Here is a 13,835-nt window from a genome sequence, read left to right as displayed (position 1 = left end):
TGGGCCACATTGGAACCCAGCCCTCCGGCTCCGGCAATGCCGATACAGGCCCTTTTCAGGCGGGCAAGGGGCTCCGGCGGCAGGTGGGTGCGGAGGCCGGTTTCAAAGGAGTCGGCCTCCTTTTTCTCCCTCTCCCTCTGGGAGAGGGCCGGGGTGAGGGATTCCGGAAACGCTTTTTCAGAACCCTCTTCCGTATCGGGCATGGGGCGCATGGATTCTCCTTTTTCCGATGGCCTCATGGGATGGCCCGCCAGTCCTGATACACGGGCTGGTAGCCCCTCCGGATGATGGCCGCAGCCATTTCCTCCACGGAGCGCTCATCGGAAATATCGAACTGGCCTGTGCCCGAATCCTTTTCACTGTGCCCGCCCACGGCCGTGGTCACCCCTGCGGACATGCGGGTGACCCCTAAGGGCATGAGGTGGTTGCGAAATTCCGCCCGCTCCCGTGTTGAAACGGAAATGCCGCATCTGGGCAGAAAAAGGCGTAAGGCCAGAAGGATCTGGACAAAATCCGCGTCCGTCACCTCAAAGGCCGGGGCATAGCTTCCCGCGTGGGGCCGCATTCTGGGTAAAGAAATGCTGATTTCCACCTCCGGATACCGCTCCTGAAGCCAGGCCGCGTGCAGGCCGGTGAAAAAGCTGTCCTGCCGCCAGTCGTCCAGCCCCAGCAAAGCCCCCACGTTCACCATGCGCATCCCCGCCATGCAGCCCCGCTCCGGTGCGTCCAGACGGAAATGAAAATCCCGCTTGGGCCCGAAGGGATGGAGGCTTTCATAAAGGCCCTCGTTGTAGGTTTCCTGATAGAGGGTGAGGCCGTCCACCCCTGCGGCCACCATGCGGCGGTAGGTGGGCGTGTCCATGGCGTAGATCTCGATGGCGATGGAGCTGAAATGCTTCCTCAGGATCTGACAGCAGGCTTCGAGGTATTCCGGTGTGGCGATCTTCGGGGCATCCCCTGTGAGAATGAGGATGTGGCGCAGGCCTGTGGCCGCGATGAGGGTGGCTTCTTTTTCCACCTCCGCCATGGAAAGCTGCTTTCGGGGAATGGCGTTTTTGCACCCGAAGCCGCAGTACACACAGCCGTTGGTGCAGAAGTTGGAAAGGTACATGGGCGTGAAAAGCTGGAGGGTTCTTCCGAAGTTTCTTAAGGAAATCTCCCTTGCCTTCACGGCCATGGTCTCAAGAAAGGGCCTTGCCGCAGGAGAGAGCAGGGCAAGAAAGCCTTCCCGGTCGCAGCTTTCCCCGGAAAGGGCCCGCGTCACCTCCCTTTCGGTGAAAGCTGCGGTTTTTTCGGAAAGGCTTTTCGGATCAAAGGCGCAGAGCAGGTCATGGAATCCCATGCAGCCCTCCTTTCATTTTTCGAAAAGAAAGCCCGTAAGGGGCGAAGAGGCCGAGGCCCTGCCATCGGAAACCGGGGCCTCGCCCGCAAGAAAGGCCCGTCTTCCCGCACGCACGGCTTCGCCAAAGGCTTTTGCCATGGCCACGGGATCGGCGGCCCCTGCAATGGCCGTGTTCACAAGGCAGGCCGCAGCGCCCATTTCCATGGCCTCACAGGCCTGGGAGGGCTTGCCGATGCCCGCATCCACGATGATGGGCAGGGGAATTTCCTCGATGAGGATGCGGAGCATTTCTTTTGTCTGAAGTCCCCGGTTGCTGCCGATGGGCGCGCCAAGGGGCATGACCGCAGCAGCACCTGCGGAGACAAGGCTTCTTGCAATCATCAGATCCGCATTCACGTAGGGGAGCACCACAAAGTCTTCCTTAGCGAGAATTTCCGTGGCTTTTGCCGTTTCATAGCCGTCGGGAAGGAGGTATTTGTTGTCTGAGATCACCTCGATCTTGATCCAGTTGCCGCAGCCCATGGCCTTTGCCAGCCGGGCGATGCGCACGGCCTCTTCTGCCGTTCTGGCGCCCGAGGTATTGGGCAGGAGGCGCACGGTTTGGGGAATGTGGCGCATGACGTTGTCCGTCTTTGCCTCAAAATCCACCCGCCTCAGGGCCACGGTGATGACCTCGCTGCCCGAGGCCTCCAGCACCTTGGGGATAAGGCTGTCTGCGGCATACTTGCCCGTGCCCGTAAAGAGGCGGCTTGTGAGGGAAATCCCCCCCAGAAGGAGGGCATCTTTTTCTGAAAAAGCAGGATCCTGTGCGGGAATTTCCATGGTCATCCGCCTCCCACAAAGCGCAGGATTTCCACCTGGTCTTTGTCCTGTAAAAGGGTCTGGCCATAGCGGGCCTTTTCGATGATGAGGCCGTTCAGCTCCACCACCACGGTGTCCGGCGAAAGGTTTCTGGCTTCAAGGAGGCCGAGCAGATGGAGCCCCGCTTTGAGGGGGGCCTCTTTGCCATTGAGAAGGATGTGCATGGCGTCTCTCCATGGGGTTTTCCCCGTTAAGGGTTCAGGGGAGGAAGAGACAGGGGGGAGAAGGGGATGGAAAGGGGCCTGGAGGAGAGGGGCGCGCGGCGGCCTTGAAAGGGGTTTCCTTCAATAAAAATAAGGAAACAAAAAAGGCCTGCCCGCGGCAAGCCCTGAAGTTTCCTCCTCGCCAGGCACCCTAAAAAAAGGGTGCTTTTCAAGGATCTTTCATCGCTTCCCTACGGCAGTACGAACTGCTTCAGGTTCCAAGGGTCGGATCTTTCAAGATCCCTCTCAGCCCGTTCGGGCTCCCCCAGCTGTCTAAATTGTCGGGGGTTTCTATAGGCAAAGACGGAAGGGAAAGTAAAGGGATTTTTCAAGGGGCGGGGGATCGGGTGTCTCTCAGGAATCGCGTTGTCGGCTTTGGGGCGGGTTGCTGCAATGACGCTGGACAGCACTGGTCTCTTTCATAAGACAGGCTTTTTTTACGGAAGATTTCTAATTACGACAGGACGGTGTCGCATTGAGGGTGTAAGGTGGCGGAAAAAGGGCTGAGCGCTTTTTTCATGAAAGAAAACCCGAAACCGGATAAGGAGGAAACACCATGATGAACCCGACATTCTGCCAGAGCTGCGGCATGCCCATCACCGAAGACCCGCTGAAAGGCACGGAAAAGGACGGCGCGTTGACATCGGAATTCTGCACCTACTGCTATCAGAAGGGTGCTTTCACCCAGAATGTGACCATGGAAGAGATGATTGAAGTCTGCGTGCCGCACATGGTGGATTCCGGCATGGCGGCCAGTGAGGCCCGGGCGCTTCTGGAAAACACCCTGCCCAACCTTGCGCGCTGGCATGGAAAATAGATGAAGACCGACCGCCTCCTTGCCATTGTCCTGTACCTGATCAACCGGAAGAGGGCCACGGCCAGAGAGCTGGCCGCGCATTTCGAGGTGTCCCACCGGACCATACAGCGGGACATGGACTCCCTCGCCCTTGCCGGCATTCCCGTGTACGCGGACAGGGGCAGGGAAGGCGGCTACCGGATTCTCGACACCTGCACCGTGGACAGGCACTATTTCGCCCCCCAGGAACTTGCTTCCCTTCTCTCCCTTGTGGGGCGGCTCAACACCCTTCTGCAGCCCGGCCATCTCCGCCATACGGAAGAAAAACTGCGCAATCTGGTGGCACCGGGAGATCCTTTGAAAAAACACAGGCCCCTCATCATGGATTTCACGCCCTGGGGTCTGGATGCGGGCAGGCGACGGCTTTTTCAGGAGGTGTACCGGGCCGTGGAAACGAGCCGGGTGATCCGTCTCCGTTACGCCGCGCCGGACGGCGCTGTCACGGAGCGGAGTATTGAACCCCTGAGCATGATCCTTAAAGGCGCGGGCTGGTATCTCTACGCCTTCTGCCGCCTTCGCAAGGCTTTGCGTTTTTTCAAGGTCACCCGGATTATCGAGGCGGAAGTCCTTTCCGAGGTCTTTTTGCCGGAAGTCCATCCCCCATGGGAGGAGACACTGGAAACCGGAGAAACCTCCCGTCCCACCACCCTTTTTGTCCTGCGCTTTTCCCCCTCAGCCAGGGGGCGTATCACGGATTACTACCATCCCGACAGCCTGCACTTCATGCCGGACGGCAGCATCATGGGCTTTTTCCCCTTTCCCGAAGACGAGTGGGTTTACAGCTGGATCATGAGTTTCGGGCCTCTGGTGGAAGTTCTTGAACCCCGTCACGCAAGAACCCGTATCCGGGACTGGGCCTCGGGCCTTGCAGCGGTCTATGAAAAATCCTGACCGCCTCCTGCCATACGGTTGTTTTTTATAAGCTTTTTTCCCGAATGTCCGTACTATTCAGCGCTCAGGCCCAGACTGCAACCAGGCAGGGCTTATTCTTTTCCTTCTCCCAGGGCATAGTCCAACTCTGCAAGAGCCGAGAGATGACCGTAGAAAGCCTGAAAATAGTTGGTATCGGCCTGGGTGAGAAAGCCCCTTGCGTTCAGAACATCCGTGGATGTCGCCAATTGCTGCTGATACTGGAGTTCCGTGATCCGCCAGTTTTCCCGCGCCTGGGTCAGGGCCTCTTTTGCTGTACGGATATTGGCTTTCGACACGGTAAGATCAAGGTAGGCCTCCCGGACCTCTAAACGGATCCTGTCTTCTTCCTGACGGATGCGAGCCTCTTCCGCAGCCCGGATCTGCCTTGCCTTTTCCATGTCGTATCGGGTCTTCCCCCATTCAAAAAAATTCCAGCTGGCATGAATCCCCACCCTGGAGTTGTAGCGATTGGCGTAGTCGTTACGCCTGACTCCGGGTTCTTCACCGGTCTCCTCATAAGCGGCCACGAGATTCACCTGGGGATAAAAACGACTCTTCGCCACGTTTACGGATTCGGTGAACTGCTCCCGTCCCATACGACGCATGGCAAGCTCCGGTCGGGAGACGAGGGCTTGATCCATCAAATCAGGACATTGTGAAAATGGGATGTCAATTGCTCCGGGATCCTGGATCCGGATGGCATCCGAGTCGGGCAGCTTGAGCATAAGACCCAGCCGTATTCTGGCCAGCTTGAGATCCGCCTTGGCTCGTTCCTCTTTCTGCATGGCCTCAGCCAGCGCCACCTGACTCTTCAGAACATCATTCAGAGGAATCAGTCCCTCCTTGTAAAACTGCTTCGCATCTTCTTCATGGGCCCGCAGAGCCGCCACCTCGGCTTGGGCAACCTTGCGGAGTTTTTCCGCCAGAAGAACGGCATAAGCGAAATTTTTCACATCACGGACCACAGTCTGACGGGTTCGAATCCCTTCCTGTTTGCGCATACCCACATCAAGTTCTGCAATTTTTCCAATGGCAGATAGGGAAAATCCGGTAAAAAGGGGCTGGGTCACGGCAACAGCCCAGGTGTGGGTGGTGTCGTGGCCCACCGGCATTTGCGTTCCCCCCATTTTGGAGACCGGGTCTTCGGACAGGTGCGTAACGCTGTAGACAGCATCCACTTTGGGAAAAAAATCAGCCCGGGCGCTCTTGTGGCCTGCACTGGCAGCGGCCAGCTCGGCTTCTGCTGCCATAACCCTATCGCTGACGGTCATGGCTCGAAAGATCAGCTCATCAATGGTGAGGATCTTTTCCATAGGTGCGCCCAAAACCAAACCCGGCAGAAAAACCAGGTAAAAAAATATGATGTGCGTGGTTTTCACACGAACCTCCCTATCGATTCGTCCTGATGTGCGCCATTTCCGGGACGTCAGGCCCCTCCACTTCCGAAGTCAGCCAGTCGTTCCCGCGGGAAATATGGTTTTTCCGGGTTTCGATCCGAAAGAAATACGCATAAAGTACCGGAACCACGATGAGGGTCAGCACGGTCCCAAAGGTGAGTCCGCCCATGATGGTAACGCTCATGGCTGCATAAAATGGATCGAAAACCAAGGGAATCATTCCCAATACCGTGGTAAGGGCCGCCATGATCACGGGTCGGAGCCTGCTTACCGATGCATCCAGGATGGCCTCTGAAGGGGCTTTTCCATCACGTATTTCGAGATCTATCTGATCAATAAGCACCACAGCGTTCTTGATCAGCATCCCGGACAGGCTGAGGAAGCCCAGAAGCGCCATGAATCCGAAGGCCTGCTTGAATATCAGCAGCCCTGCCGTGACACCAATCACAGCCAGTGGCACGCAGAGAAAGATGATGGCAGGTTGGCGCAGTGCGTTGAAAAGCATAATCACGATGACCACCATCCCCAGAAAGAAAAAAGGAATCATGCTGAAAATACTTTCCTCGGCATCGCGTGACTCTTCGTACTCTCCGCCCCACTCCAGAGTGTAGCCCGGTGGCAACGGGATCTGCTCGATTTCAGGACGGATACGGTTAAAGAGAACGCTGGCGTTTCCTTCCAGAGGATCACAGATCACAGAGAGGGTCCGGACCCGGTTTTTGCGATGGATTACCGACTCCTCCCATCCAAGGCGTATTTCCGGGGCAAGATGCCCTAAGGATACATGGGCCACGGGATGCGGGATCTGGACATCCTTAAGAGTGTTCGGGTTCTGGCGTTCTTCCTCCGGAAGCCGGAGCAGGATGGGGATCAAATGATCTTTTTCTCGATATACGCCAACGGGAAGTCCTGTGGCGCTCACGGCAAGGGCATCGGCAATCTCCGGTCGGGAGAGGCCGAGACGCCTGGCGCTGGCGTCAACGACCATGGGCATCAGAACAGGTACGGGTTGCCGCCAGTCATCCCGAATGGAGTAGGAAATGGGATCCTTGGCCATGATCTCTTTCGCCTGATCCCCCAATTGCCGGAGAATTGCGGCATCCGGACCTCTGAACCTCGCTACAATCTTTGATCCGCTTCCCGTACCGATGACAAATTTTTTCACGTTGGATTCCGTATCCGGGAGGGCATGGGTAAGCCACGTGCGCATTTCCCCTATCAGACCATCGATCGCACGATAATCGTCCACGGTAACCAATACCTGGCCGTAAGCCGGATTGGGCATTTCCGGATCATAGGTGAGGAGGAAGCGAAGAGCGCCCTGCCCGACAAAAGTGGCCGTGTCCGTCACATGATCCAGGGTGTGAAGATAAGTCGTTATTTTATCAAGATCCCTTGCCGTTTCCTCAATTCTGGCCCCTTCCGCCCGCCAGATATCAATCATGAACTGTGGCCGCCTGGAGTCGGGAAAAAAAGCCTTTTCCACAAATCCAAAACCCCAGACCGACGTAAAAAGAAGCCCCATAAGAAGGATTACGGTCAGGTGGCGTTTCCTGAGAGCCGTCATAAGAAGATTCCGGTAACGAACAAAAAATCGGCCAGCATAAGGATCCGTCTCATCCGATGCTTCGGGTACCTTAAGAAAACGAACGGCGAACAGTGGCGTCAGGGTTACAGCCAGGAGCCAGGATATTCCTAAGGAATAGGCCAGAACATAAAAAAGGGATCCACAGAATTCTCCGGTTTCGTCTTGGGATGTGCCAATGGCGGCAAAGGCCAGGATGGCTACCGCTGTGGCCCCGAGAAGGGGCCAGGCGGTCTGGCGGACCGTGTCCAGGGCCGCCTGCTCCCGGTCCAGGCCCCGCTGGATTTTGACAAGAATTCCTTCAGTGACCACAATGGCGTTATCCACCAGCATGCCCAGGGCCAGGATCAGGGCGCCAAGGGAAATGAGCTGGAGGCTTATCCCGGTCAGATCCATCAGAATGAAGGTGCCAAGTATGGTGAAAAGCAGAATCCCCCCAATGAGAATACCGCAGGCCAATCCCATGGCAAGGCATAGAACGCCCACAACGATCATCACCGCCGCCACCAGGTTCAGGATAAAATCATCCACAGCCTCAGAAACGGTATCTGCCTGATACGCGATGGCGGCCAGCTCCATGCCCAAGGGCATCTCCCTCTCCAGTTCCGCAATACGGGCCTTGACAGCCTTTCCCATCTCAACAACATTGCCCGTACCCATGATGGCAACCCCGATACCAAGGGCAGGGAACCCGTTATAACGCATCATCCACTGAGGCGGATCCTGGTATGCGCGTTTAAAGGCAGCAATGTCCGATAATCGGACCAGATTGCCATCCGTATCGGTTTTCACAAGGAGGCTCCCCATCCCTTCAATGGTCTGAATTCCCCCCGTCGGGCGGATGCGAAGATCCTCTCTGCCACTCTGAAACGTACCTGCGTCCACAATCCGGTGCTGGCGGTTCAGGAGATCAGCGATGTCCTCAATGGAAATTCCCATCTCGACCATCCGGCTCCGCTCCACCTCAAAGTAGATCGCTTCGGGCTGATCCCCCCAGATTTCGACTCTCGCCACATCCCGCACCAGAAGAAGCTCCCGCTTCAGGATATCCGCGTAGTCTTTCAGCTCCTTAAAGGAGTATCCTTCTCCCGTAAGGGCGAAGAAGATACCGTACTCATCCCCGAAGTCGTCATTCACCTGGGAAGGAAGGACCCCTTCTGGGAGGCTGGGCTGGATATCCCCCACCTTGCGCCGGAGTTCATCCCAGATCTGGGGGAGATCCGGCCCCATAAAAGACTCCTGGATATCCACAAAAATGATGGAAAGTCCGGTCCGGGAGATGGACTTCACTTGCTTGATCTGCGAAAGCTGTTGCACCGCTGTTTCAATGGGGTGGGTCACCTCCTTTTCCACTTCCTCAGCCGTGGCGCCGGGATAGGCGGTGATGACAAGGGCGGTTTTAATGGTGAATGCCGGATATTCCAGACGGCCCAGCCCGAGATAGGCTTTAACGCCTCCTGCAATGAGGAGAATCGTCATCACCCAGGCGACCGTCCGGTTTTTCAGGGTCCATTGCGTCAATTGCATCATACGAAGGCCTTCTCCTTTTTCACAAGGTTCAGCATTCTTTGTCTTCGTCATGAAAATAATAAATTTTTTCAGATTCTTATAAACACAGACCCTGCGAGCTACTGAATTACCAATTTTTCCTGAGACAGCCTGCGCACCTCCTGCCCGGTGCGAAGAAAACGTGCGCCAGCGGTGACAACCTCATCTCCTTGCCGAAGGCCCTGCAGGATTCGGATCTGATCGTCCCGAACCACACCGGTCGTCACAGAGGTCGTGTGAATCCTATGCGTTTTGGGATCCAGGATGAAAACTCTGGAGCCTTTTTCCGCATCTGTTGTGATGGCCGCAAGGGGGAGAAAGAGGCTCTCTTCCCCTGTGTCGAGGTCGAAGGTGAGGGAAACGGTGGCAGCCATTCCCGGATGCACGTCAATCCCTTCCGGAACAGTAAGGGAAACGATTATGGGATAGCTCTGATTGGCCGCTTCCGTGCGGATTCCGATCTCCTTGATTTCTCCGGTAAAATTCTGATCCGGGAAGAGATTCAGGGTGCAGACGACAGAACGAATCCGGTCCAGACGGGCAATGACCGACTCAGGAACCCGAATGGAGACTTCGGGATGGGCTGAATCAAAGAAGCTGGCAATGGGCTCTCCGCTGCCCACCGTATCGAAATTTTTCACGAATTTCTGATAAACAACACCGTCAAAGGGAGCGCTCAGTCGGGTATCTCCCAGGCGGTTTCGTGCGTCGGACAATTCGGTGGCGATCCCCAAGATTCGGGCCTCCATGGCCTCAATGTCTTCGGCTCTGGCTCCTTTTCTTGCTTTTTCCAGGGCCTTTTCCGAAGCCTCGGCAGCAGCCTTCGCCGTATCATAGGCCGTGAGGACATGATCGAGGGTAGCCCTCGCCACGGCATGGGCTTCGTGGAGTCTTTCGTAGCGCTCATAGGTCCGTTGGGCTTCGTTGAGCCGGGACAATACGGCGTTATGCTCTGCAGCAAGGCTTGCGATGTCCTCGGGCCGATCACCGGCCTTCATGGCCCTGAGAAAGGCCCTGGCTTCGGCAAGGTTTGCTTCCAGTCGACGGACCTGGATACGATAGTCTCGGGGATCGAGTTCTGCGATCAAATCCCCTTTACGCATCTGCTGACCGATTTTCACATCAAAGCGGATAAGAGGGCCCCCTACACGGAAAGCAAGGCGGGTTTCCGTTGCCGGTGCCACCACACCGGGGTAGTGCCGGGTTTCTGTGGCGGACTCGAACCGGATCAGCCGGGTTTTTACCGGACGGGGTGGCATCTCGGATGAGGAGTCCGCCTGGGGACGGGAACAGCCCCAGACACCAAGCAGAAGAATGCTGATGACAAAAAAGATGCGGAATGGGTGGATGGGCATGAAGTACTCCAGATGGATAAAATGAAGGAACCAAGCTAGACCAGCAACAGGCTTGCCAAAGGAAGATCAGGCAATCCCTGCGATCTCAGGCCGTTCAGGGCCTGAGGGCTAAAGACGATCTATCCCCACCTCCCCGCTCTGGGTAAAAGAGGGATCCGTTTCATGTCCGCTTTTTCCCAGATGGCCCGTTCTCTCCCTGGCAAGAAGCGTATAGGCCAAAATCATGCCACACCATGTACACCTGAAATTCTCTGCTTTTTGCTGGAAAAAAAACGGGGAGACTGGCAGAATCTTCACCATATGGCAGGGAAAACTGTTATATTTAAAAAACTATCACATTTAACGGATACAGATATGAGTACCCCAGCCCAGTATCTGAGCAATGAAAATCTCTTTTTCCGTCAAGCCACCTCACGGATCTGCGGAAGCCTGGATCTGGACATCGGTCTGGCTCGATTTCTTAATTTTATCCAGGAGTATATGCCAGCCGACGCTGTTTCCGTCTCCGTTTATGATGCGGATCAGAATCTATGGAGAAGTTACGCCTTTGCGGGTCTTGCGAGCCTGCAAGCCCGATCCCGGCTCATCCCCTTCCCCGAAGACCTGTGGCAGGCATTCCTCGATATGCTCAAAGGAGAGCCGGGAATTGAACGCATCAACGATCTTCATAGCGCCAACCCTCTTTATCTGTTGGCTTACCGCAAGGTCTGGGGGGACGATTTTAACGTCTCCCTCCTTGCCATGGACCTGGCACTGGACGATAAGTGGCTGGGACTTATCATTATTCACGCCAGAGGAAAACACCGGTACGGGGATGAACATGCCCGCCTTCTCACCCTGCTCCATGAGCCCTGCGCCATTGCCATGGCCAACTGCATCCAGCATCAGGAGGTGCTGCGGCTCAAGGAAATGCTCAAAGACGACAACCGCTTCCTCCAGCAGCAGCTCCGCCATCTTTCTGGGGATACCATCATCGGAGCGGACTTCGGACTCCGGCCTGTGATGCAGCTGGTCCGACAGGTGGCCTCGACCCATTCCCCGGTTCTCCTTCTGGGAGAAACAGGAGTGGGAAAGGAAGTGATTGCCAACGCCATCCACAGCATTTCCAGCCGGAAAGACGGCCCCTTCATCAAGGTGAATTGCGGCGCTATCCCGGAATCCCTCATGGATTCCGAACTCTTCGGCCACGAAAAAGGTGCCTTTACCGGCGCAACGGAGCGCCACAGGGGGCGGTTTGAGCGGGCCCACGGCGGAACCATTTTTCTGGACGAAGTGGGCGAGCTTCCTCCCCAGGCCCAGATCCGACTCCTCCGCGTACTCCAGAACCGGGAGATCGAACGCGTCGGAGGGAACCACCCCGTTGCTGTGGATGTCCGGGTGATCTCCGCCACCCATCGGGATCTTCAGGCCATGGTGGATCAAGAACGCTTCAGAAAAGACCTCTGGTTTCGACTCAATGTTTTCCCCATCCGGATTCCGCCCCTTCGGGATCGAAAAGAGGATATCCCGGCGCTGCTCCATTTTTTTCTGGAGCATAAAAGCCGGGATCTGAAGGTCGTTCGACCAGAAGGACTGATGCCTGGAGCTCTGGATCGGCTCATGCAATATAACTGGCCGGGGAATGTCCGGGAGCTTCAGAACGTGGTGGAGCGGGAGTTGATTCTCCGGCAGGGGGAATGGCTCCGATTCGATGAAGTCGGGCATAAAAAAAGGCAGGGGCCTTCCCCTTTGGCGCATCCGGTGTCAGCGGGAGTGATGCCCCTGGATGACGCCCAGAGGTGGGCCATTCGGGCTGCATTGGAGACTACGGGGGGCAAGGTGGAGGGAGCGGGAGGTGCTGCGGAACTTCTGAACATCCATCCGAGTACCCTCCGCGCCAGGATGCGCAAGCTGGGTCTCGCTTTCGGCAGGAGGCAGCAGGAAACCATAATACATAGCCGTTCAGAATAAAAACCATTTGGTTTTTTAACGGCTCTTCCCATTGACATCCTCACAGGTCTACGCACCTGGGATTCTACTTGGCTTTTGGCAAAATCGGTTTCCAGCTCCACATATACCGAAGGCAGCCCGCGAATCCAGGTTCGGCTGCACGATCTGCCGGAACCCGCTCAATGCAAAGAGCGTCAAGGTCACCAGGAATACCGACAGGCCATGGGATAGCGCCTGCCATAGCCAAAGGCCTTGGATGTGATGCGGATCACAGGTGCCGCCTGCTGGCGCTTGTACTCGTTGTACTGAATCCTGCGGATCACATCCCGCACAAAGGCCTCGGGATACCCCCTGCCGATGATGGCTTCCGCGTCCTCACATTCTTCCACATGCAGGGCCACAATGGCATCCACCGCCTCATAGGGGGGCAGGTCATCCTGATCCTTCTGATCCGGCTTCAGCTCCGCGCTGGGCGCTTTTTCGATGATACGTTCGGGAATCCGGGCAAAGCCCGCCCTTTCGTTGATGCGGCGGGCGAGATCCCATACCCGGGTTTTGGACACATCCCCCAGTACGGCCAGCCCGCCGTTCATATCTCCGTAAAGGGTGCTGTAGCCCACGGCCATCTCCGCCTTGTTGCCCGTGGGCAGGGCCATGGCATTGTAGCGGTTGGCATAGGCCATGAGAAAGGTTCCACGGATGCGGGCCTGAAGATTCTGCTCCGTGATGCCGTGGCTTTTAATGTCGAAAATGGGGCTTGAGGCCGCCATGGCCTTCATGCTTTCTTCAATGGGAAGGACATCCAGACGGATGTTGAGATTTTCCGCAAGCTTTTTTGTGTCCTCAAAATTCTCCGCCGCCGTGTAAGGGCCGGGCATGAAAACACTGATGACGTTTTCCGGCCCCAGGGCTTCCACGGCAAGGGCCAGTACCAGGGCAGAATCAATGCCGCCGGAAGAACCCACCACAGCCTTTGAAAAACCACATTTGTGCAGATAGTCCCGGATGCCGGTTACAAGGGCCAGACGGATCTGATCCAGTCCATCCTCAGGCAGGGGCCGGATATCGCCTTTGCCCGAATCCGTATCCACAAGCACAAGATCCTCCCCAAAGGCCCCGGCCCTGGCCCAGACCTCCCCGTCCGGGCCATAGGCCGTGCTGAGACCATCAAAGACCAGGGTATCGTTGGCACCTGCCTGATTCACCTCAATGACGGGAATACCGTAGGCTTTCGCAATGCCTGAAAAAAGCCTGTCCCTGAGGGCCACCTTATCCACATGAAAGGGTGAGGCCGAGAGATTGAGGAGAAGGTCGCAGCAGGGGGCAATGGCGGCCACGGGATCAGTGGCGTAGCGGTTTTCCTGGGGGATGTGCCCTGTGTTCCAGGCATCCTCACAGAGGGTGATGCCGAGGCGAAGGCCCTTGTACGAAACAGGGGCTCCGGGGGTTCCCGGCGCAAAGTAGCGGCACTCGTCAAAGACATCGTACTGGGGCAGGAGGGTTTTGCGGAACTCCCCGAGGATGACACCGTTTTCCGCCAGCACGGCCGCATTCAGGAGTCTTGGGCCTTCGGGAGAGGGGTTGGGGGCCACATACCCGAAAAGAACGGCAATGCCATGGATTTCGCGGATAAGCTGTTCTTTCATGCGGAGGGTGGCCTGGATGAAGGCCTCCCTTTCCAGAAGATCAAGGGGAGGATATCCCGTGAGAACAAGCTCGGAAAAGACCACAAGGTCTGCCTTGAGCTCCCGGGCCTTCTCACAGCTTTCTTTGATTTTTGCCGCATTGCCCTGGAGATCGCCCACCAGGGGATTGCGCTGGACCATGGCGATTTTCATGGATGATAT

Annotated in this window: 11 protein-coding genes and 1 riboswitch; of the genes, 3 read left to right on the top strand and 8 right to left on the bottom strand. The window is 56.5% G+C overall.

What is annotated here, in order from left to right; all coding sequences use genetic code 11:
- The 4 genes from RBR60_RS09200 to thiS all read right to left on the bottom strand — a co-directional run.
- The coding region (locus RBR60_RS09200; protein WP_320355991.1) for a hypothetical protein at nt 1-212 on the bottom strand (212 nt) is incomplete at its 3' end.
- Nucleotides 213-235: 23 nt separating this feature from the next.
- The gene (thiH, locus tag RBR60_RS09195) at nt 236-1,342 is read right to left on the bottom strand and encodes a 2-iminoacetate synthase ThiH (protein WP_320355989.1); all 1,107 of its coding nucleotides are present in this window, start codon (nt 1,340-1,342) and stop codon (nt 236-238) included.
- Between the two features lie 12 nt (nt 1,343-1,354).
- Nucleotides 1,355-2,164, bottom strand: coding sequence for a thiazole synthase (locus tag RBR60_RS09190; RefSeq protein ID WP_320355987.1), 810 nt, complete (start codon nt 2,162-2,164; stop codon nt 1,355-1,357).
- Between the two features lie 2 nt (nt 2,165-2,166).
- Nucleotides 2,167-2,367, bottom strand: coding sequence for a sulfur carrier protein ThiS (gene thiS, locus RBR60_RS09185; protein WP_320355985.1), 201 nt, complete (start codon nt 2,365-2,367; stop codon nt 2,167-2,169).
- Between the two features lie 210 nt (nt 2,368-2,577).
- Nucleotides 2,578-2,683: riboswitch (TPP riboswitch) on the bottom strand.
- Nucleotides 2,684-2,962: 279 nt separating this feature from the next.
- Between thiS and RBR60_RS09180 the strand changes: the two genes are divergently transcribed.
- Both RBR60_RS09180 and RBR60_RS09175 read left to right on the top strand, forming a co-directional pair.
- Entirely contained in the window at nt 2,963-3,223 is a 261-nt protein-coding gene (locus RBR60_RS09180; RefSeq protein WP_320355983.1) for a zinc ribbon domain-containing protein, read from the top strand.
- Nucleotides 3,224-4,153 (top strand): YafY family protein, encoded by a 930-nt coding sequence (locus RBR60_RS09175; protein ID WP_320355981.1) that lies wholly within the window; start codon nt 3,224-3,226, stop codon nt 4,151-4,153. It abuts the gene before it with no gap.
- Nucleotides 4,154-4,245: 92 nt separating this feature from the next.
- Here RBR60_RS09175 and RBR60_RS09170 read toward each other — a convergent pair whose 3' ends face one another.
- The 3 genes from RBR60_RS09170 to RBR60_RS09160 form a co-directional block, all read right to left on the bottom strand.
- Nucleotides 4,246-5,553 (bottom strand): TolC family protein, encoded by a 1,308-nt coding sequence (locus RBR60_RS09170; RefSeq protein ID WP_320355979.1) that lies wholly within the window; start codon nt 5,551-5,553, stop codon nt 4,246-4,248.
- A gap of 10 nt (nt 5,554-5,563) precedes the next feature.
- A complete protein-coding gene (locus tag RBR60_RS09165) occupies nt 5,564-8,686 on the bottom strand; it encodes an efflux RND transporter permease subunit (RefSeq protein ID WP_320355977.1) in 3,123 nt (1,040 codons plus the stop codon).
- A gap of 98 nt (nt 8,687-8,784) precedes the next feature.
- Nucleotides 8,785-10,059: an efflux RND transporter periplasmic adaptor subunit gene (locus tag RBR60_RS09160; protein ID WP_320355975.1), complete on the bottom strand. Its 1,275-nt coding sequence runs from the start codon at nt 10,057-10,059 to the stop codon at nt 8,785-8,787.
- A gap of 354 nt (nt 10,060-10,413) precedes the next feature.
- On the opposite strand from RBR60_RS09160, the gene RBR60_RS09155 reads away from it, so the two are divergent.
- Nucleotides 10,414-12,009 (top strand): sigma-54 interaction domain-containing protein, encoded by a 1,596-nt coding sequence (locus RBR60_RS09155; protein ID WP_320355973.1) that lies wholly within the window; start codon nt 10,414-10,416, stop codon nt 12,007-12,009.
- A gap of 179 nt (nt 12,010-12,188) precedes the next feature.
- Here RBR60_RS09155 and RBR60_RS09150 read toward each other — a convergent pair whose 3' ends face one another.
- The gene (locus RBR60_RS09150; RefSeq protein WP_320355971.1) at nt 12,189-13,826 is read right to left on the bottom strand and encodes an NAD+ synthase; all 1,638 of its coding nucleotides are present in this window, start codon (nt 13,824-13,826) and stop codon (nt 12,189-12,191) included.
- Nucleotides 13,827-13,835: the final 9 nt, after the last annotated feature.

The sequence above is a fragment of the Desulfobotulus sp. genome, from assembly GCF_034006065.1.
In the GTDB taxonomy this organism is placed as follows: domain Bacteria; phylum Desulfobacterota; class Desulfobacteria; order Desulfobacterales; family ASO4-4; genus Desulfobotulus.
This window is presented reverse-complemented; position numbering and strand designations above follow the sequence as displayed.

What these genes read in the sequence shown, in the direction of transcription:
- RBR60_RS09155 (WP_320355973.1), top strand. Translation starts at nt 10,414, where the DNA reads ATGAGTACCCCAGCCCAGTATCTGAGCAATGAAAATCTCTTTTTCCGT.
- RBR60_RS09180 (WP_320355983.1), top strand. Translation starts at nt 2,963, where the DNA reads ATGATGAACCCGACATTCTGCCAGAGCTGCGGCATGCCCATCACCGAA.
- thiH (WP_320355989.1), bottom strand. Translation starts at nt 1,342, where the DNA reads ATGGGATTCCATGACCTGCTCTGCGCCTTTGATCCGAAAAGCCTTTCC.
- RBR60_RS09160 (WP_320355975.1), bottom strand. Translation starts at nt 10,059, where the DNA reads ATGCCCATCCACCCATTCCGCATCTTTTTTGTCATCAGCATTCTTCTG.
- RBR60_RS09190 (WP_320355987.1), bottom strand. Translation starts at nt 2,164, where the DNA reads ATGGAAATTCCCGCACAGGATCCTGCTTTTTCAGAAAAAGATGCCCTC.
- RBR60_RS09165 (WP_320355977.1), bottom strand. Translation starts at nt 8,686, where the DNA reads ATGATGCAATTGACGCAATGGACCCTGAAAAACCGGACGGTCGCCTGG.
- thiS (WP_320355985.1), bottom strand. Translation starts at nt 2,367, where the DNA reads ATGCACATCCTTCTCAATGGCAAAGAGGCCCCCCTCAAAGCGGGGCTC.
- RBR60_RS09175 (WP_320355981.1), top strand. Translation starts at nt 3,224, where the DNA reads ATGAAGACCGACCGCCTCCTTGCCATTGTCCTGTACCTGATCAACCGG.
- RBR60_RS09150 (WP_320355971.1), bottom strand. Translation starts at nt 13,826, where the DNA reads ATGAAAATCGCCATGGTCCAGCGCAATCCCCTGGTGGGCGATCTCCAG.